The 18036-nt window shown below is 64.5% G+C and carries 22 protein-coding genes; 4 read left to right on the forward strand and 18 right to left on the reverse strand.

Annotated features, from left to right (window positions below):
* Window positions 1-45: 45 nt before the first annotated feature.
* Both VGG89_11225 and VGG89_11230 read right to left on the reverse strand, forming a co-directional pair.
* On the reverse strand, window positions 46-849 hold the full coding sequence (locus VGG89_11225; protein HEY1977112.1) for an AAA family ATPase: 804 nt from the start codon (window positions 847-849) through the stop codon (window positions 46-48).
* Window positions 821-2212, reverse strand: a complete 1392-nt coding sequence (locus VGG89_11230; protein HEY1977113.1) for an HD domain-containing protein — start codon at window positions 2210-2212, stop codon at window positions 821-823. The genes VGG89_11225 and VGG89_11230 overlap by 29 nt, the downstream gene beginning before the upstream one ends.
* A 323-nt stretch (window positions 2213-2535) precedes the next feature.
* Here VGG89_11230 and VGG89_11235 point away from each other — a divergent pair, with 323 nt between their 5' ends.
* Genes VGG89_11235 through VGG89_11245 form a run of 3 tightly spaced genes read left to right on the forward strand, consistent with a single transcriptional unit; the run spans window position 2536 to window position 3957 of the window.
* Window positions 2536-3225 carry a gamma-glutamyl-gamma-aminobutyrate hydrolase family protein gene (locus VGG89_11235; GenBank protein ID HEY1977114.1) on the forward strand — a complete coding sequence of 230 codons (690 nt, stop codon included), beginning with the start codon at window positions 2536-2538 and terminating at the stop codon, window positions 3223-3225.
* 31 nt (window positions 3226-3256) lie between these two features.
* Window positions 3257-3541 carry a type II toxin-antitoxin system prevent-host-death family antitoxin gene (locus tag VGG89_11240; GenBank protein HEY1977115.1) on the forward strand — a complete coding sequence of 95 codons (285 nt, stop codon included), beginning with the start codon at window positions 3257-3259 and terminating at the stop codon, window positions 3539-3541.
* Complete coding sequence (locus tag VGG89_11245; protein HEY1977116.1) at window positions 3538-3957, forward strand: type II toxin-antitoxin system VapC family toxin; 420 nt, start codon at window positions 3538-3540, stop codon at window positions 3955-3957. The genes VGG89_11240 and VGG89_11245 overlap by 4 nt, the downstream gene beginning before the upstream one ends.
* Window positions 3958-3969: 12 nt before the next feature.
* Here VGG89_11245 and rsmG read toward each other — a convergent pair whose 3' ends face one another.
* The 10 genes from rsmG to rpmH are packed head-to-tail and all read right to left on the reverse strand — an operon-like array spanning window position 3970 to window position 11018.
* Window positions 3970-4620: a 16S rRNA (guanine(527)-N(7))-methyltransferase RsmG gene (rsmG, locus tag VGG89_11250; GenBank protein ID HEY1977117.1), complete on the reverse strand. Its 651-nt coding sequence runs from the start codon at window positions 4618-4620 to the stop codon at window positions 3970-3972.
* A 4-nt stretch (window positions 4621-4624) separates the two neighbouring features.
* On the reverse strand, window positions 4625-6481 hold the full coding sequence (mnmG, locus tag VGG89_11255; GenBank protein HEY1977118.1) for a tRNA uridine-5-carboxymethylaminomethyl(34) synthesis enzyme MnmG: 1857 nt from the start codon (window positions 6479-6481) through the stop codon (window positions 4625-4627).
* 4 nt (window positions 6482-6485) lie between these two features.
* Window positions 6486-7046: an HdeD family acid-resistance protein gene (locus VGG89_11260; GenBank protein ID HEY1977119.1), complete on the reverse strand. Its 561-nt coding sequence runs from the start codon at window positions 7044-7046 to the stop codon at window positions 6486-6488.
* A gap of 4 nt (window positions 7047-7050) precedes the next feature.
* On the reverse strand, window positions 7051-7425 hold the full coding sequence (locus VGG89_11265) for a hypothetical protein (protein HEY1977120.1): 375 nt from the start codon (window positions 7423-7425) through the stop codon (window positions 7051-7053).
* A gap of 25 nt (window positions 7426-7450) precedes the next feature.
* Window positions 7451-8833 carry a tRNA uridine-5-carboxymethylaminomethyl(34) synthesis GTPase MnmE gene (gene mnmE / locus VGG89_11270; GenBank protein HEY1977121.1) on the reverse strand — a complete coding sequence of 461 codons (1383 nt, stop codon included), beginning with the start codon at window positions 8831-8833 and terminating at the stop codon, window positions 7451-7453.
* A complete protein-coding gene (locus VGG89_11275; protein HEY1977122.1) occupies window positions 8785-9438 on the reverse strand; it encodes a R3H domain-containing nucleic acid-binding protein in 654 nt (217 codons plus the stop codon). The genes mnmE and VGG89_11275 overlap by 49 nt, the downstream gene beginning before the upstream one ends.
* 8 nt (window positions 9439-9446) lie before the next feature.
* Window positions 9447-10328, reverse strand: a complete 882-nt coding sequence (locus VGG89_11280; GenBank protein HEY1977123.1) for a YidC/Oxa1 family membrane protein insertase — start codon at window positions 10326-10328, stop codon at window positions 9447-9449.
* 2 nt (window positions 10329-10330) lie between these two features.
* A complete protein-coding gene (gene yidD, locus VGG89_11285) occupies window positions 10331-10552 on the reverse strand; it encodes a membrane protein insertion efficiency factor YidD (GenBank protein ID HEY1977124.1) in 222 nt (73 codons plus the stop codon).
* 2 nt (window positions 10553-10554) lie between these two features.
* Window positions 10555-10884 carry a ribonuclease P protein component gene (gene rnpA, locus VGG89_11290; protein HEY1977125.1) on the reverse strand — a complete coding sequence of 110 codons (330 nt, stop codon included), beginning with the start codon at window positions 10882-10884 and terminating at the stop codon, window positions 10555-10557.
* Window positions 10884-11018, reverse strand: a complete 135-nt coding sequence (gene rpmH, locus VGG89_11295; protein ID HEY1977126.1) for a 50S ribosomal protein L34 — start codon at window positions 11016-11018, stop codon at window positions 10884-10886. Before rpmH ends, rnpA begins: the two co-directional genes overlap by 1 nt.
* Before the next feature lie 261 nt (window positions 11019-11279).
* On the opposite strand from rpmH, the gene VGG89_11300 reads away from it, so the two are divergent.
* Window positions 11280-12536 (forward strand): glycosyltransferase family 2 protein, encoded by a 1257-nt coding sequence (locus tag VGG89_11300; GenBank protein HEY1977127.1) that lies wholly within the window; start codon window positions 11280-11282, stop codon window positions 12534-12536.
* Here VGG89_11300 and VGG89_11305 read toward each other — a convergent pair.
* From VGG89_11305 to VGG89_11330, 6 genes are all read right to left on the reverse strand, one after another.
* Window positions 12513-13286, reverse strand: coding sequence for a PIG-L family deacetylase (locus VGG89_11305; GenBank protein HEY1977128.1), 774 nt, complete (start codon window positions 13284-13286; stop codon window positions 12513-12515). The genes VGG89_11300 and VGG89_11305 overlap by 24 nt on opposite strands.
* On the reverse strand, window positions 13283-14422 hold the full coding sequence (locus VGG89_11310; protein ID HEY1977129.1) for an OmpA family protein: 1140 nt from the start codon (window positions 14420-14422) through the stop codon (window positions 13283-13285). Before VGG89_11310 ends, VGG89_11305 begins: the two co-directional genes overlap by 4 nt.
* Window positions 14419-14910 carry a hypothetical protein gene (locus VGG89_11315; protein ID HEY1977130.1) on the reverse strand — a complete coding sequence of 164 codons (492 nt, stop codon included), beginning with the start codon at window positions 14908-14910 and terminating at the stop codon, window positions 14419-14421. Before VGG89_11315 ends, VGG89_11310 begins: the two co-directional genes overlap by 4 nt.
* Complete coding sequence (locus tag VGG89_11320) at window positions 14907-16151, reverse strand: ABC transporter ATP-binding protein (GenBank protein ID HEY1977131.1); 1245 nt, start codon at window positions 16149-16151, stop codon at window positions 14907-14909. The genes VGG89_11315 and VGG89_11320 overlap by 4 nt, the downstream gene beginning before the upstream one ends.
* A 72-nt stretch (window positions 16152-16223) precedes the next feature.
* The gene (locus VGG89_11325; protein HEY1977132.1) at window positions 16224-17426 is read right to left on the reverse strand and encodes an RNA-guided endonuclease TnpB family protein; all 1203 of its coding nucleotides are present in this window, start codon (window positions 17424-17426) and stop codon (window positions 16224-16226) included.
* On the reverse strand, window positions 17423-17986 hold the full coding sequence (locus VGG89_11330) for an IS607 family transposase (GenBank protein ID HEY1977133.1): 564 nt from the start codon (window positions 17984-17986) through the stop codon (window positions 17423-17425). Before VGG89_11330 ends, VGG89_11325 begins: the two co-directional genes overlap by 4 nt.
* Between the last annotated feature and the right edge of the window lie 50 nt (window positions 17987-18036).

Below are 18036 nucleotides of genomic sequence, written 5' to 3' on the forward strand. Positions count from 1 at the left end.
CGCGCCCACATCCTGTGGGGTGCCTATGGCTCGCCTCCAGCTCGCTCACGCGTGAACTTCCGCCGGCTCGAGCATCTCGCGAGCGAGCGCAAGGTAAGCTTGTGCGCCGCGGCTCTTCACGTCGAACAGAATGACCGGCTTGCCGTACGACGGTGCTTCGGAGATCCGTATGTTGCGCGGTATCTGCGTCTTGAACATTTGCTGCGGGAAAAACTTCTCGAGCTCGTCGAGCACTTCCATCGCCAACCGCGTGCGTCCGTCGAACATCGTTACGAGCACGCCGCTAACGTGCAAGGTTGGATTGAGCGCTTCGCGCACGCGGCGCACGACGCTGGTGAGCTGCGACAAACCCTCGAGCGCATAGTATTCCGCTTGCACCGGAATGATGCACTCGTCGGCCGCGGTAAGCGCGTTGATCGTGAGCAGTCCGAGGGACGGCGGGCAATCGATGAAAACGAAGTCGTAGCGCGCGGCAACGCGAATCAGCGCTTGCCGCAAGCGCGTTTCTCGCGACAGGGCCGAAACCAGCTCGATCTCCGCGCCGGCAAGATTGATCGTCGCGGGCACCAGCGAGAGGTTCTCGATTTCGGTGCCGACGATCGCATCGTCGATCGACGTTTCTTGCAGCAGCACGTCGTAGATGTCGCGGTGCAGACGCGTTTTGTCGACGCCGAAACCGGTGGTCGTGTTGCCTTGCGGATCGGAGTCGACGACGAGAATGCGCTCGCCGAGCACTGCAAGTGCGGCACCGAGATTTACCGCGGTGGTGCTTTTACCGACGCCGCCTTTTTGATTGACGAGTGCGATGATACGCGAAATTTTACGGGCGCTCCGCGTCGAGATATTGATCTAGGAGTTTCAAAAGCGAAATGCGCTCGTTACGCTCGGGTGCGTCCGTGACCTGCTCGAAAAGCCAGCGCAGCGCAGTGCCGACGCGCTCGTCTCCGCGAAAATCCGGCGGGACTTCGCTGCGGGAAACCAAGGCGGCGATTACGTCGCTGCCGCCGAGATGCAGGTCGGCCACCGAAAACGCCGGCTTGCGCGCGATTTCTTCGCGAACCCGCCGGTGAAAGCGCTCATTATGGTCGCCGCGTTTGGGCAAACCGGAGCCCGCGACATCGGCATCGCGCAAATCGAACAGACGTTCGATGTTTTCGAGCCCGATCCTCCGGATGAAGCGCCGGATCGTGGCATCTTTCATCTCCGGATCGGCCGAGAACATGTGCGATCGGACCAGGTGAGCCGTCGTCTTGACGACGTCGTTCGGAAATCGGAAGCGGTCGAGCATCGAGCGGACCAGATCAGAACCGACGATCTCGTGACGGTAAAAGTGTGGGCCCTCTTTCGTGCGCGGTTTCGCGACGTCGTGAAAGAGCGCCGCCAGCCGCAACACGAGGTCGCCCGGAGGCGTCGCGTCGAGCGTGCGCATCGTGTGGTTCCAGACGTCGTGGGCGTGCCACTCGTTCTGCTCGACCCCGACGCCTTCGAGCAGCTCGGGCCAGAGGTAGGCGAGGACGCCGGTTTCGCGCAGCAGCTCGAGACCGATCGACGGCCGCTCGGCCTTGGTGAAGAGTTTGGTGAGCTCGTCACAGACGCGTTCGGCCGAGACCGTGCGCACGAGCGCCGCCGAGGCCAGCATCGCGGCGCGCGTCTCCTGTGTCGGCGCGTACCCGAAGCGCGCCGCGAATTGCGCCGCCCGCAGCATGCGCAGCGGATCTTCTTCGAACGTCTCGGGGGTGAGGATGTCGATCCGTTTGGCACGGATGTCGGCTTCGCCGCCGTGCGGATCGATGAGGTCGCCGGCCGGCAGCGCTCGCGCCAGCATGTTCATGCGGAAGTCGCGCCGCGCCAAGTCTTCCGCGAGCGGAATGTCCGGGCCGCTCTGCACTTCGAAGTCGCGGTGGCCGTGCCCAACCGACCGTTCGCGACGCGGAAGCGCGATGTCGACGGTCTGGCCGTCGGCGGTCAGCTTGACGACGGCGAACGCGGCACCCACGACGTCGAGACGCCCGAGCGGCGCGAGCTGACTCTGGAGTTCCTCGATCGGCACCCGCGTGACCACGTAGTCGAGATCCTTGCTCGCTGGTTGGGCGCCTTCGAGCGCCGCGCGCAGCTCGTCGCGAACTCGACCCCCGACCGCAAAAAGGGAGCCCGGGGGCAGAACCGACGCGAGCTTGCTATCCAGCGGATGGGGCCGGTACATCCGCTCCATGGTAGCACTAGCGGGGAATGCGGTGCGGGATGTTTCCCGGGAAACGCTACTCCGATTCGCGGAGCGCGGTCTGTGTCGGGAAGAGCCCCTCGTGTTGACTACAGGCAGTGACGAGACACGTGATGTTGTCGGCGGTAATGGCATGACAGCCGCAGTCCCAGGCGTATCGCATTCGGTCGGGAACCGATTCGCCAACGGTAAGACGCGGCTCGCCCAAGGCGAGGCTAAGGGCATGAAATCGCACCGACCAGACGCTCACTTTTGCCAATATACCCAAATATTTGGAGGTCATTCTCAAGGGTGAATGTTTCCCGGGGAACGCCTTGCTGAAGATCGGACTGAGCTACAACGAGGGGCGGCCGAAGGACCGGCTCTACGTCGACATGCTGCTGGAGGCAGGCGCACGTTACGGTTTTCCGGTTGAACCGGTCTGGCTGGCCGGCAAGGGGCAGGTCTTTGCGCCGGACTCCCTCGACAGTCTCGCGGGCGTCGTTTTGACCGGCGGCGCCGACGTCGACCCGAAACGGTACGGCTTTCCCGATCCGCACGGATTGTGCCGGTTCGCCAATCCGCAGCGCGACGCCGTGGAGTTTCCACTGGCCGAAGCGGTGCTCGAGCGCGGACTGCCCGTGCTGGCGATCTGCCGCGGGATGCAGATGCTCAACGTCGCCTGCGGCGGCACGCTGCTGCCGGATCTGCCGGATCATGACTGGGACGACGACTCGGAGCGCCACAGCGTGGCACTCACTGCCGGGTCGTTCCTGGCCGATCGCATCGCCGGCCGCAGCGCCGGCGCGGTCTCGTCGTCGCACCATCAAGCCGTCGATCGGCCGGGCAGCGGGTTGCGGGTCGTCGGCACGAGCCCCGACGGCATCGTCGAGGCGATCGAGTGGTCGGCGCCGGAGAAGAAGCCGTGGCTGGTCGCCGTGCAGTGGCATCCCGAGCGCATGGCGCTCGACGAACCGCTGGCGGGCACCATTTACGCAGCCTTTCTGCGCGAGGCCGCTTCTTGACCAATGTAGTTACAAGAACTACATTTGCGAAGTGAACCGGATCGGCATACGCGAGGCGAAGGCGCAACTGAGCAAGTTGTTGCGCGACGTGCGTCGCGGCGAGGAATGGATCATCACCGAGCGCGGACGTCCAATCGCAAAACTCTCTGCGGTGAGTACGCAAGCGGAAACGGACGCCGAGTGGGTCGCGCGCCTGGAGCGTGAGGGGCGCTTGATCCCGCTTCCACCGGGTGCGCGAATGCCGCGGCCGCTCGACATCGAACCGTCCGACGTCGCGCAACGATTGCTGCGCGAAGACCGAGACGCCGGCCCGTGAGCGACGGCCAGTGCTACTGGGATTCGTCCGCCGTGCTGTCTTTGCTGCTTCCCGATTCCAATTCGAGCATCGCGATGGAACATTCGGAGCTCAATCTTTCGCATCTCATTTCGTCCGTCGGTGCGGCCGAAGTCTACGCGGTGTTGGCGCGGTTAGAGCGCGGTCACGCGATATCGGTTGACGATGCGCGAGCCGCGCGCGCGCGATTTGAGTCGGGGAGGTGGCGGTATGCCGTCGACGTGCCTTCACGTGCGCTTTTGCGCGATCTGGCACGCAAATGGTTGCTCAAGGGCGCAGACCTCTGGCATCTTGCGGCGGCTATTACGTTGCGTTTAGAACGGCCGCGCTTGCAGATACTGACGTTTGACGCGGCGCTTGCCGAAGCAGCCCGCGGCGAAGATCTCAGCGCTACGTAGCTCGGACGTATTTCACATACACAACGGCCGTTTTTCGGGAACGCCGGTGCGGCGCGGAAACCGTATCGCCGTCGCCGTGTTTTTGCGCACCAGAACGATGCGCCGCTCGCCGTCGAGCGCGATCTCCGATTCGACCGCGCCGCCCAGCATCAGCGCCGCATCGTCGAGCGCGGTGCGTTCGCGCGGGTCGAGCTTACCGCGCTGTAACACCGCGGCGCCGCCGATCGCAAGAAACGGCAGAACCAGCTCCGCAACCGTGGGCGCGACGGCAACTGCGCGCGCCGTCGCGGACGCGAAGCGCTCGCGCAACGTTTCGTCGTGTGCCGCAACTTCGGCGCGCTGCGCGATGACTTCGCCGTCGAGATGCAGCTCGGCCATTGCGTGCTGCAGAAACCGCGCCTTCTTGCGCGTCGTCTCGATCATCGTGACCGGGATGCCGGCCGCGATTGCTGCCGGAATCGCCGGCAGTCCGGCACCCGATCCGACGTCGACGTAAGGAGCGCTGACGTAGGGAACGATCGTCAAGCTGTCGAGCAAATGCTCGGCCAGCTCGGCCTCGCTTTTCGCGCCGGTAAGGTTGAACTTGCGATTGGCTTCTAAAACGAGCTCGCCGTAATGCGCGAGCCGCTGCGCGACGTCCGCGTTTACGACCGCATCGAGCAGCGCTCTAAGCGTGGGCGACTTCCTGCGAAAGCTTGTGCACGAAGAGGCCGACGATCGCGACGTCGGAAGGCGTCACGCCGGGAATCCGGCCGGCCGCCCCCAACGTCCGCGGACGCTGATGCGCGAGCTTCTCGCGAGCTTCGGTGGAAAGCGCGTGCAGCGACGCGTAGTCGAAATCGTCGGGGATGAGCACGCGCTCGCTTTTCGCGGCCTTTTCGATCGCCATCTCTTGACGACGTACGTACCCGGCCGACTTAATTTCGATCGTCGCGCGCTCGCCGGTCTCGTCGTCGAGCGGCGGCTCGAAGTACGGCGCCACGTCGCAATACGACAGTTGCGGCCGTCGCAGCGCGTCGGCCACGGTCGCGCCGGCTTCGAACGTTTCGCTGCCGATGGCCTTGACCGGAAGCCGGCGGCGTTGCGCGCCGGAGATCGCCGCGTGCAGCGCGTCGCGCCGCGACTCGAATGCCTGCCACGACGCGTCGTCGACCAAACCGATCGCGCGGCCGGCCGGCGTCAAGCGCACGTCGGCGTTGTCGTGTCGCAGCACCACGCGGTGCTCCGCCCTTGACGAGAACATGCGATACGGCTCGTCGACGCCTTTAGTGATCAAGTCGTCGATCAGCACGCCGATGTAGGCCTGGCCGCGCTCGAGCCGTAGCGGCTCGTCGCCCCGCGCCCCGAGCGCCGCGTTGATGCCGGCGATCAAGCCTTGCGCCGCCGCTTCTTCATAGCCCGAAGTTCCGTTGAGCTGCCCGCAATGATAGAGGCCGCCGATGCGGCGCGTTTCGAGCGTGTCGAGCAGCTCGGTCGGCGGCACCATGTCGTACTCGACGGCATACCCGGCGCGCAGCATCGTGCACGTTTCCAAACCCGGCAGCGTGTGCAGCATCTCGATCTGGATCTCGGCCGGCAGCGACGTCGAGAAGCCGCCGACGTAGAGGGTCGGTTCGTCCCAGCCTTCGGGCTCGATGAAGATCTGGTGGCTGGGGTTGTGCGCGAACTTCACGACTTTGTCTTCGATCGACGGGCAGTAGCGCGGCCCGATACCGCGGATCAAATCCAAGCCGTACAGCGGCGAATGGTGCAGGTTGTCGCGCACGAGCGCGTGCGTGCGCGCGTTGGTTTCGGTGACGTAGCACGCCAGCTGCGGACCGCCGAAACGCCGCTCGCTCGTGTACGAAAACAGCAGCGGAACGTCGCTGGGCGGCTGCAGCAGCATCGCGTCGCGATCGACGGTTGTTTTGTCGATGCGCGGCGGCGTGCCGGTTTTCAGCCGGCGCGTCGGAAACCCGAGACGCCGCAAGGTCGCCGCCAGCCCGATCGCGGGTGCTTCGCCGAAACGGCCTTCGTCTTGCACCACGCCGCCGCGGAAGGTTTTTCCACCGAGAAACGTGCCGGTCGCCAGCACCACGCGAGGAGCAAAGTAGTGCGTACCGTCGCCGCACGCGACGCCGCGCACGCGACCGGCGTCGACGATAAGATCCTCAACGAGGCCGCGCACGATGCGCAGTCCGGGCTGCGCCCGCAGCGCGCCGATCGCCGACCGCGCGTACGCCGGTTTATCCATCTGCTGACGCAGCGCGCGGACCGACGGTCCTTTGCTTTCGTTGAGAAAGCGCGCGTGCAGGCTGCAGCGATCGGCAAGCTTTGCCATGGCGCCGCCCAGCGCGTCGATTTCGCGAACGAGTTGTCCCTTCGCGCTGCCGCCGATCGACGGATTGCACGGCAACGTGCAGATTTTTTCCGGTTCGCCAGTGACCAGGAGTGTCGCAACGCCCATGCGGGCGGCGGCGAGCGCGGCTTCGACTCCCGCATGCCCGCCGCCGACGACGATGACACCCGCGTCGTCGTTCTGCATGGTACTAACTTACGGCGGCGTGCGGGCCGGCCGCATGCGTCCGTAGACGCAAGGACAGGCCGATCATCATGATGCCGAAGACGATAGCGTAGATGCCGATGATCCAAGCGACGGCCACCGCTCCCGCGATCGGCCGCCACCACATGAGCACCGCAAACAGAATCGACAGAACGCCGCCGAGAATGAGCCACATTTCGCTGGCGAGTTGCTTGCGCAACTGCATCGCGGCGACGATTTCCATGATTCCGGTGAGCAGCGCCCACGCTGCGATCGTAAAGTACAACGCCAAGATCGTGATGCCGACGTCGTAGAACGTGATCGCTGCGATGATGAGACCGATGGCGCCTTCGATGACGAGCGGCCACCAGCGTTCGTGCGTTTCCGCGGCGCGTACCGCCGCGATGATTGCGAAAACGCCGTCGACCAACGCGTACGCGCCGAAGAGAATCCCGATCGCGACCCAGGTCGCGCCGGGCCAGACGAGCGCCAGAATACCGAAGATCACCGCCGCGATTCCGCGGATCAGCAGCGCCCACCAGTTACGTGCGAGTGCGTGAAGCAGCATGACGTTACGGTCCGAAGTACCGGCCGTTGGCCAAGTACGCGCGATACACGTAGCATTGGTTGGGGTTAGGGCCTTTCCAGACGTTGCCGACCAGCGCGGTACGCAGGTTGTGGTTGATTACCGCGCCTTTGCTGAACGTGCCGCGGTCGGGCAGGATGGCGTGATGGCCGCGGTAGGCGACGTAAAAGTCCACTTCGGTAGCCGGCGACGGGTGCGTGTTGATGTACACGACGTTGACGCCGTTGGTGTAGCCGTTGTTGTTGTTCACGGTGCAGCTCGCGACGCTAACCCCGTATTGCCCATACACTGACGATGCCGCTTGCGCGCTGCCGCCCAAAACGGCCAAGGCTACTGCAAAGATACCAAGAGTGCGAAACATATAACCAGCCCTTCTAGCCAGAGGATTACTTTCCAATGCAGAAACGGGAAAAGATCCCGTCGAGCACCTCTTCGGCGGCAACGCGCTCACACACATGCCCCAGGGCCGAAAAGGCGCACGTCAGCTCACCCGCGCACAGATCGCTCGGCTCGCCCGCCGCGAGGGTCGCGCGGGCGCGTTCGAGCGCGTCGAGTGCCTCATTGACGGCGTCGAACTCGCGCAGCGAGGCAAGGTGCGGACGCTCCAGGTCGGGCAGCTCGCCGTTCCAGCCCACCCGCGCGATCGCGTCGCGCAGCGCGTCGAGCGAGCCCTGGTCGAAAACGCTCCCGGCGACCGCGCCTTGCAGCGAGATCTTCGTGACCAGGTCGGCTTTGTTGAGGAAGACGATGCGTTCTCGGCCCTTCGTGGCACTCAGGAGGTCGTAGGCCTCCGCGTCGAGCGGCCGGCTGCCGTCGAGCACCACCAGCGCGATTCGGGCCCCGGCCAACGCGCGGCGCGTCCGTTCGATCCCGGCCGCCTCGAGTCGGTCGGCGTGCGCGCGGATGCCGGCGGTATCGACCAGCCGGACCGGAACACCGCCGACGGCGATCGACTCCTCGATCGTATCGCGCGTGGTCCCCGGCGTTTCCGAGACGATCGCCCGGTCCTCGCCCAGCAGCGCGTTGAGCAGCGACGACTTGCCCGCGTTGGGCGGACCCACGATCGCCACCGTCACACCCTCGCGCACGAGCCGCCCGCGCTCGCCGTCGCGGCGCAGGGTCTCGAGCCGCTCGACGACACCCGCCAGCACCCGCTCGAGCGCACCGCGGTCGGGATCGGGGACCTCGTCGGGAAAATCGATGGCGCCGGAGAGCTCCTCCAGCATCGCGGTCAGCTCGGCGCGCAGCCCCGCGAGTTCGCCGGCCAGTCCGCCGCCGAGATTGGCGACGGCGGCTCGGGCGGCCGAGCGCGTTTCGGCGTCGATGACGTCGGCGACGGCAGCCGCTTCGTGGAGATCCATTTTGCCGTTGAGAAAGGCGCGGCGCGTGAACTCGCCCGGCAGCGCGTTACGCGCCCCGCACGTGAGCGCTGCTCGCACGACTTCGCGTGCGACGATCGGCGAACCGTGCACGTGCAGTTCCAACACGTCTTCACCGGTGTAGCTGTGCGGCCCGGGAAACAGAATCGCTAGGCCGCGGTCGATCGTCGCGCCGCGCTCGTCGACGACCGTTCCGTATCGCGCGACGCGCGGCTCGAGCTTCGCGGGCGCGCGAAAGAGCCGCCGTGCGATCGTTTGCGAGAGCGGTCCGCTCGTGCGCACCACCGCGATCGCGCCCTTTCCGGGCGGCGTCGCGATCGCAACGACCGTAGCGTCGCTGGTTACTTGGGAAACACCACGACGCGACGTTCGGGTTCTTCTCCCTCGGATTCGGTGCGTACGCGTTCGTCGTCGGCGAGCGCCAGGTGAACGATCTTTCGCTCCGACGGCAGCATCGGCTCGAGCTTCTGCGGCGAGCTTTCGCGCAGGACGCGTTCGAGCGTTTCCATCGCGAGCGCTTTGAGCTGATCGGCGCGGTGCGCGCGATAGCCTTCGGCGTCGATCGTGTAGTAGTGGCGGTTGTTGCGCACGCCGGCGTTGAGAATGTTGTTGAAGATCAGGTTGAGCGCTTCGAGCGTATTGCCGTGCTTGCCGATGAGCATGCCGAGATCGGGACCGCTGACTTCGAGATACTCGCCTTCCGGCCGCGGAATGTAGGCGATATCGACGGTGCCGACGCCCATGCGCGTCATAATCTCGCGCAGCAGTTCGAGCGCTGGTTTAGCCTGATCGGGGGGCTCGGTCGCCCCCGCGCTTCGCCCGTAGCTGCGGCGTCCGTAGTTGTTGCGACGGCTATCGCCGCCGCGTCCGCGCGGGCCGCCGTTACCGCCGCCGCGCCGGCCTCCGCCGCCACCGCCGCCGCCTTTGCCGGGAATCGCGCGATCGCGAATGTTAGCCGGCTGTTCCTCGAACTCGAAATCGTCTTCGTAGAGCATCGCTTGTTTTAAGCGCCTTTCTTATTCTTTTTTCGCCTGCGCCGCGAGCTGGAGTTCCCGCTTTTGGGAGCGCCGTTGCTGGCGGGCTGGGCGCTGACCGGCAGCGCTTTCGCGCCGTTGCCGTTGCCGGCGTCCGAAGTGATGACGTGCTCGCTATCGATCATCGCGAGCGGCTGATGGTATCTACGCAGCAGATAGAACTGCTGCCCCATCAGGAACATGTTGTAGGCGAACCAGTAGAGCACCATCGCCGACGGCCATTGATACTTCCAGCCGAAAAAGCCGAGCATCACCGGCGAAACGACGGCCATGATTCGCTGCGTCTGCGCTTGCTGCGGATCGGTCGCCGGCATGCTGACGTAGCGAACGCTCAAGTACATCGAGAGGGCGTAGAGCACGACCAGAACCAGGTCGGCGTGCGCGAGGCTTTGCGCGACCACGGGCTGTCCGAAAAGCGTCAAGGTGGCAAAGGCTTGCGAAATCCCGCTGCCGATCCAGCCCCACGTTTGATTCTCGAAAACGTTTTTGTGATTGAGGACGACCCAGTAGACGCTGACGATCACCGGATACTGCACGGCCATCGGCCAGCAGCCGGCCAGCGGGTTGACCTTGTGCTCCTTGTAGAGCGCCATCGTCTCTTGCTGCAGGCGCTGCGCGTCGTCTTTATACTTCGCCTGCAGCCGTTTGATCATCGGCGCGATCTTCTGCATGTTCAACATCGCTTTGAACTGCGCGGTGTTGAGCGGCCAAAAGACCAGACGAATCAGGGCTGCGAGCACGATCATGCTCCAGCCGTAGTTTTTCAGCGGTACGTCGATCGCCGACACGACCGTCCAAATGGTGTTGACGATCGGATCGAAAAACCAATTCGCGGCGATTAGAAGATGCAAGATTACCTTTCAGTTCCGGGGACAAAATCGACGCCGCCGGGATGCCAGGGATGACAGCGTGCCAACCGGCACAAGGCCATTACGGTTCCGCGCAGCGCGCCGAATCGCGCGATCGCGTCGATCGCGTAGTTCGAACACGATGGATAATAGCGGCAAGCCGGCGGCAGCAGCGGCGAAACGATCGTCCGGTAGACGCGCAGCAGCGCGATCAAAACGAAGCGCACGCTTAGCGAACGCGTCCGAGCAGCGCCGTCATCGCGGTTTGCAGCGCGGCGAAGCCGGCCTGCGCTGCGGCGGGCTGCGGGATCACGAGCAACCGCATCGGCGGCTGCCCGGCGAGCGCATCGTCCACGATCGCGGCGAGGCGGCGTCGCACTTTATTACGGACCACGGCTTTTCCGATCGACTTGGTCACGGTGATGCCCACGAGCGATCCGGGATCGCCCGGGAAGACGTCACTGCGGTAGATAGTAAGGATAGGACTCGACGCGCGCCGGCCGCGTCGCCGCAAGCGAACGAAGTCGGCTTGGCGGCGCAGGCTGGCAAAATGACGCATCAGACCGAGAGGCGATGGCGCCCCTTCTTGCGGCGGCGAGCCAGGACTTTACGCCCATTCTTCGTCGACATGCGCTCGAGGAAGCCATGGACACGCTTACGGCGGCGGTTGTGCGGTTGGTACGTCCGCTTCATTGACGAGGTTCCTTCCGGTATTGGGAGAGCGGCCGTGCGAATCGACGTCGCCGGCAGACAGCCCCTAAGTATAGCCAGGGGCCCTACGGAGCGTCAAGGACGCTTGACGCCGGCAGCTTCGGAAGGAACTTCCTGGCGCTCGCTAGCGTTCATCCGGATGGGGCAAGCGGGCGGTTAACCGCCCTTAGCGGGGCTCCCCTAAGTGACGATGAATGTAGGGTACCCCCAGGTCGCTCCCTGGACGTCTTTGGAAGGGGTCATGTGCTTAGCGTAGTCCCGCGAACGGGCGTTGTTAACGTCGCTGCCGTCGTTTTGAATTGGAACGGTTGGCGCGACACGATTGAATGCCTGGAAGGCTTACTGGCGTCGACGTCGCGTCCGTCGCACATCGTCGTGTGCGATAACGGATCGGTCGACGGCTCGCTTGGCTTTCTCAAGCAGTGGGCCGCCGATAACGGCATCGGGTACGAATCGTTCGATTCGTCTTCGCAAGCGCTTGCTTCGCCGTATCACGGCGCGAATTTGATCTTCATTGCCAACGGCGAGAACCGCGGGTTCGCGGCCGGCAACAACGTGGGATTGCGGTACGTGCTGGAGCGCACGCGCGCCGAGTATTGCTGGATTCTCAACAACGACGCGGTGGTTTCGCCCGACGCGCTACAGTCGATGCTCGAGATCGCGCAGGACGATCCCAAGGCCGGCATGGTCGGCTGCACGCTGGTTAACTACGACGAGCCCAACGTCGTGCAAGCGATCGGCGGTGGTTACATCCTGCCGATCGTGTGCCACGACACGCAGCTCGGTCGCGGCAAGCGGCGCCGTCATCGGGCGACGCGTCGCATCGAGCTCGATCATCTGATCGGCGCGTGCCTGTTGGTACGCTCGCAAGCGATTCGCGACGTCGGCCTGATGGACGAGTCGTATTTTCTGTACCGTGAAGAGACCGACTGGTGCATTCGCATGCGCCGGCACGGCTGGCGGCTGTTCTGCCGGCCCGACGCCGTCGTGCGCCACAAGCAAGCGCGGTCGATCGGCTTCAAGAGTCCGACGCACGACTATTACGCGGTGCGCAACATCCTGCGCTTAGTGCAGAAGTTCTTTCCGAAGTCGTTGCCGGTCGCGTTTAGTTATTACGCGCTGCGCTCGCTGCTGCCCAAACTCGTGCGCCTGCAGTTCGCGCGCGCGATTGCGGTGTGCGCCGCGCTGCGCGATTTCGTGGCGGGCGTCGACGGACGCGCGAAGGAACACTCCGACGCGACGATCCGCGCGCACTACGTCGCCGCGATTGCCGACAAGCCGGTCAACTCGCTTGCCGTCAGGCGCGCTGCGGCCGTCGTGGCGGCGCTGATCTTAGCTGCCGGCATCGTGTTCGGCCGCTTTGCGGTCTCGCCGTCGCTGCTGGCCTTTGCGGCGATGAAGCCCGCGGTGCGTCGAGCGCTGCCGGTACGCACGCAAACGCTGCCCGACGCGCGCAGCCTCGCCGCGCAACGCGCGTTACCGGCCGAGCAAGGCAACTAACTCCGCAACGTCGCCCGCGAACGCGGCGTACGTTTTTCCGAAGAGCCGTTCGTAGAGCAGCTCGCCGTCGTGCGGGCGCGCGTTCAAGCGCGCGAGATCGAAACGCACGACCGATTCCCGCGCCAGCAGCGCGCGTTCGACGAACGCGCCGGGAAACAGCCCGAGCCACGTTTTGCGCTGCGAAGGATAGCGATAGCACAGGAGCGCGAGCCGAACGCGCCGATCGGCGGAAAGGCCCGCACCGCGCGCCGGCCCGCTCGCCGGCAGCTGGCGCAGCACGCTGAAGAACGGCTTGCGGCACCGATAACCGTTATAGAGCGCGAAGTGCCACGCGTTCTCGATCGCTCCGAACTGCCGCGCGATCGCGGCGGCGATGAGATGCGCGGCGTCGTGATCGGGATGACCGCCTTCGTACGACGGGCTGTAGATGCGCGAGGGCCGCCGGGCGTTGCGTTCGATCCAGTCCGAGACCATCGCCAGGCCGTCGAGACAGCGCGCGGCGAGCGCTCCGTCGGCGATACGCGCGCCCGCGTTTTCCAGAAAGACGATGCCGTCGGCGGCGACGCCCAGCGAAAGCAACACCTTTGCGCTCTCCGCATCGCGAACCGCCGGCGCGACGCGCGATCCGCCGTCGGTGAGATAGAGACACGCAACCTCGGCACCGCTTTCGAGCTCGTCGAGAATCCACGGCGCGGCGCCGTATTCGTCGTCTTGATGCGCGAAGAGAAAGAGCGAGCGCCGCGCGGTCACATGCTTTCACCGCCCGATTCCGACGCCGGCGGGAACCGGCAGACGGTTGCGGGCGCGCGCATGATGCCCCAGGCTTGAACCGGTCGCGACGTCACGCTCACGTAGCCTTGCCAGCCGGTCGTTTCCGAGCGCACCTGCGGCAGCGTTTGGGGGACGTCAAAACGCTGACCGCCGCCGTCGGCGGCGCCGCGCACGATGCCGCGGTCGTCGGCGAAGAGCACGCGCTCGACCGGCGCGTTCGCGGCGGTATCGTACCCCCAGCCATGCAGCTGCGCGCCGCGTCCGCCGGCATACTTTGCCGCAACGCCGTCGAGATAGCCCAAACAGTTCGTCGTGACGTTCGGATAGAGCGTGCGCAGCGACGTACCGATCATCGCCGCCGACCACGCGGGATACGGCAGCGACGGCGTTGCCGCAACGGTGGGAGCGAGATTTTGCGCCGCCAGGATTTGGCCGATCGGGGCGCTTGCGTTCGTGCGGACGCGAAACTCGACGCGCTGCGACGCGGCCGCGTCTTCGGAACCATCGGGGTTGCGGATCAAATGCGAGAACGAAAGGCCGTTGGCCGTGAGCACGTCCATCAGCCAATCCTTGTGCGGCTGCGTCGCGGGCAATCCCATTACGTAGGCGAGCACTGACCGCGTGCGATCTTGCGACAGCTGCATGTTGCCGATGTAGCTCTGATCGAGCGACGCGCCGGGCTTCCACAGCGACGACGTGTAGCCTTCGATGCGCACTTCGGAGATGAGGTCGCGATACTTCGGCTGCGTCAGCACGCTCAAGTAGCGCGGAAAGAACCGGTCGAGGATGGCCTTGAAGCGCGGCTGCAGCTCGGCGCTTCCGGTGGCGAACAGCGCTTGCTTATTGGTGAAGCGAACGGTCAGCGTATTCGGGTCGAACTGCGCGCCCCAGCGCGCGAAGTCGGTCGCAAACGTTTTGTCGATTTCGCCGCCGAGCGCCGCACGCGTCTGCGCGTACTGCAGCGCCACGTTCTTGGGCTGATTCTTCTGATGCTCGACGGCGACCATGTACGCGAGCGCGATCAGCAAGAACAGAAACATCAAGCCGGTCATTAGATCGCTGAGCGGAATCCAATGTTCTTCGTCGGCGTGCAGGCGCAGGCCGAGGCGGCTCACGGCGTCCGGGCTTCTCGTTCGGCCAGTTCGGCGACCGAGCGCTGCAAGGCTTCGATTTTATATGCCAGCTCGGAACGCATGAGCTTGATTTCCGACGTCACCGTAAGATCGCTGTCGGCGGCGATCGCCTTGCGAATCGCTTCGAGGCGTTCGACGAGCACTTCGACGTCGGACTTGTCGCCGGTCGCGTCGCTTTCTTCGGGTGAAAACGCGTAGCGCAGCTTGATGAGAATCGCAAAAAAGATGCCGGTAAACGACGCCCAGACCGACGTGCGAATGCCCTCGAGCAAGCCCGGAATGCTGCCCTGCACGTCGTTGGCGTTGAAGTAATACAGTCCGATCGCGATGCCGAGAAACGTTCCCGCGATGCCGAGCATCGTCAGCAGTGCCGGCCCCTGCGTGACCGCCCGCGCGGAGTAGCGCAGTTGAAAACGGATGCCTAGCCCCGCGATAATCACGCAGATGACGATGGTCGCGACGAGCGTCAAGAGCGCTTCTCCGCCGGCTCGTGCTCGAAGAGAATCTCGTCGATGCGCGCGCCGATGTCGCGTTCGTCGCTGCCGATGCCCAGCGCCGATTGGTTCACCGTTTCGGAGACGATGCGCACGCGCGCCGGCCGGTCGCGGCGCAGCGGCGCGTTGCAGCGCAGCAGCATCTCGCCGGGCGTCGCCTCGGCAGCGGCGACCCGCGCGCCGTCGACTTCCACCGCGACGTTGCCTTTGGTCGTTCCCGGCGGCACCGTTACGCGCACGCTCCACGCGCGCACGTCGCGCATCGGCTCGATGGAAAACTCGAGCGCGCCGTCGGTCCAGCCGTCTTCGTATCCGCCTTTGATCGTGCCGGACTGTCGCACGAATCCAACGATCGGGAGACGCAGCAGCGGAAGCATGCCGATGATGCGCCGGCGGTATCGTTCGGCGATCGCCGAGGCTTGCTCGACGCTCTCGGCGCGAACGGGCAGCGTGTCGGCGACGGGTTTGCCGCGCGTCGCTTCGACGTAGGCGCGCACGACGTCGACCTTGTCGCCGTACGCCGCGACGCGTCCGTCGCGCAGCCAGAGCGCGAGCTCGCATTGCGCCAACACGTCGCCGGTGCTGTGAGTCACCAATATCGCGGTTTTGCCGCGCGCGCGAAAGCCGTCGAGCCACGCGGAGCATTTTGCGGCGAACCGTTCGTCGCCGACCGACAGCACTTCGTCGATGAGCAGAATGTCGGGGTCGACCCGAATGGCGGCAGCAAAGGCCAGCCGCATGGTCATGCCTGAGGAGTACGTGCGCATCGGCGCGTCGATGAAATCGCCCAGCTCCGAGAAGTTGATGACGGCGTCGAGCTCGCCGAAAGCTTGCGCTCGGCTGAGCCCTAAGCTCAAAAGCTCGATGAGTGCGTTTTCGCGGCCGGTGAAATAGGGATTGAACCCGGCGCCCAGGGCGAGCAGCGGCGCGACCGTGCCGCGCAGGCGCACCTCGCCGCGATCGGGCTTGCTGATGCCGGCCAGGATCCGCAAGAGGGTCGATTTGCCCGAACCGTTGACGCCGATGATGCCGAGCGTCTGGCCGCGGGGAACCGTGAACGTCACGTCGTCGAGCGCGTCCACCACGCCGTAGCGTCCCTCGTGGAGGACGCGCCGAACGACGACGTCTTTAAGCGTTGCTTGCTTTCCCACCGAAGGGAAGCGGTAGCGCTTCGAGACGCCGACGACCTCGACGGCATTGTCGCTGACAAAAGACACTGCCCGCTCCTTCGGTACCGTTCTCGATTTTATCAGCGAATGTCTCATCGCCTCTAAAACCCCTTCCCACTTCTACGCCGCCGGTTTCACGACGATCTGTTGACCGTCGCCAGCGCCTACGGCTCGGTGGGCTGACACCGGGGAACTCCCGGCGTATTCCAAGTTCTTGGCCGCGTTCTCATCGCGGTCGTGAGTAACGCCGCACTGGTCGCACGTCCATTGACGCTCTGCCAGCGCGAGCGACTCGTTGATCCAGCCGCATCGCGAGGTCGAGCAGCGCTTCGATGACGGAAACCACCGATCTACCACCACAACCGTCGACCCGGCCATCGCCGCTTTGTACTCCAACTGCCGCCGAAACTCGAAAAAGCCGACGTCGGCAATCGAGCGCGAGAGATGTCGATTCGCGAGCATGCCGCTGACATTGAGATCCTCGATGACTATGGTCGCAAAGCGCGTGAGGTGCGTCGTGAGTTTGTGGAGTGCATCGGCCCGGATGGCAGCGATTCGCCGATGCAATCGTGCCAGCTTGGTTTTTGCTTTGGCACGGTTGCGCGAACCGCGTTGTTTGCGCGTCACGGCACGCGAGAGTCGTTTAAGCTTATTGAGATACCTCCGAAGTGGTTTGGGTGCGGGAATCTTTGGAGAGCCGTCACTGAGCGTCGCTAGCGCCGTAATGCCTAGGTCGACGCCGACGACACGCGTATCGGAGCGGGCGTCGACCTGGTACGCAACGTCAATGGAGAAACTCGCGTACCAGATATCGGCCTCACGGGAGATCACTACCGAGAGAACGCGACCGGCGAAGCGGACTTCTTCGCGCATCGCCACCCAGCCGACGACCGGGAGCTTCACGCGTTTGCCATCGATCTGCACCGCGTTCGGGTGGTTCTTATCCGGACCGTTGTCGGCTCGAAAGCGCTCGTTCCGGCCCTTTTTCTTGAATTTTGGTACCCGCACGCGCTTCCAAGCAAGCTCGCCGCGACGGTACTTCCCTAGGTCGTCGAAGAAGTTCGAAAACGCGCGTCCCAGGTTCTTGACGGCCTGTTGCGGCGCGTTCTTGGTTACCTCGCGCATCCAAGGAAAGCGCTCGTGCTTGATTGCGTTGAGCATCCTGCGTAGCGCGATCTCGGAAGGCTTCTCACCGGCATCGTAGCGCTGCCTCCATTCGGCCAGCGCCCAGTTGTATGCGAACCGTGCGACGCCGCAGGCGCGCGTAAAATACGCCGATTGTTCCGGCGTGGGATCGAGTCGGATGCGGTGCGCGACGATCATGGAGCTTCGATAGCCTTAACGGCGTTTCGTGCGCGCCGACCAGCCGAGCGCCGACCGTACAGGCGCGCACAAAAGCCTGTGAGAACGTCGATCATATCCTGCACGAGATCGTCGCGCATCTCTGCCCGATCTATGACGACGAGCGTACGACCTGCGGCCAGCAGTGCCGCTTCCAAATACTCCGATCCGAAGCGGGCGAGCCTGTCGCGATGTTCCACAACAATCGTTTGGACGAATGGATCGCCCAATAACCGCATGAGTTTGGGGCGATGTCCATTCAGGCCCGAGCCGACCTCGCCGACGGTTTTTACAACGTAAAGCCGTTCGCGCGTCGCGTATTGGGCAAGTCGTCCGAGTTGCCGTTCGAGATCGGATTTCTGATCGGCACTGGAAACACGCGCGTAGAGCGCAACGCCGCCGCTGTGAACCTCCGGCGGGTGGACTAGGATAGTGCCGGTGGGAAGCTGGGTCCACGGAACCGGCATCGTTCCGTCCCGGATCCACCTCCAGGCCGTCTGATAGTGGACGCCATGCTTTTTAGCCCAGGTCGACAAGCGCATACGAATACACGTTCGCTGACAATCAGTGAGATTCCCACCAGTGCGGCTCG

It is taken from the genome of Candidatus Baltobacteraceae bacterium, from assembly GCA_036488875.1.
In the GTDB taxonomy this organism is placed as follows: domain Bacteria; phylum Vulcanimicrobiota; class Vulcanimicrobiia; order Vulcanimicrobiales; family Vulcanimicrobiaceae; genus JAFAHZ01.

Bases quoted from the DNA above. Each gene is read 5' to 3' on its own strand.
- VGG89_11230 (HEY1977113.1), bottom strand. From the start codon at position 2,212: ATGGAGCGGATGTACCGGCCCCATCCGCTGGATAGCAAGCTCGCGTCG.
- mnmG (HEY1977118.1), bottom strand. From the start codon at position 6,481: ATGCAGAACGACGACGCGGGTGTCATCGTCGTCGGCGGCGGGCATGCG.
- VGG89_11260 (HEY1977119.1), bottom strand. From the start codon at position 7,046: ATGCTGCTTCACGCACTCGCACGTAACTGGTGGGCGCTGCTGATCCGC.
- VGG89_11265 (HEY1977120.1), bottom strand. From the start codon at position 7,425: ATGTTTCGCACTCTTGGTATCTTTGCAGTAGCCTTGGCCGTTTTGGGC.
- VGG89_11275 (HEY1977122.1), bottom strand. From the start codon at position 9,438: ATGCTCTACGAAGACGATTTCGAGTTCGAGGAACAGCCGGCTAACATT.
- rnpA (HEY1977125.1), bottom strand. From the start codon at position 10,884: ATGCGTCATTTTGCCAGCCTGCGCCGCCAAGCCGACTTCGTTCGCTTG.
- rpmH (HEY1977126.1), bottom strand. From the start codon at position 11,018: ATGAAGCGGACGTACCAACCGCACAACCGCCGCCGTAAGCGTGTCCAT.
- VGG89_11325 (HEY1977132.1), bottom strand. From the start codon at position 17,426: ATGATCGTCGCGCACCGCATCCGACTCGATCCCACGCCGGAACAATCG.
- VGG89_11330 (HEY1977133.1), bottom strand. From the start codon at position 17,986: ATGCGCTTGTCGACCTGGGCTAAAAAGCATGGCGTCCACTATCAGACG.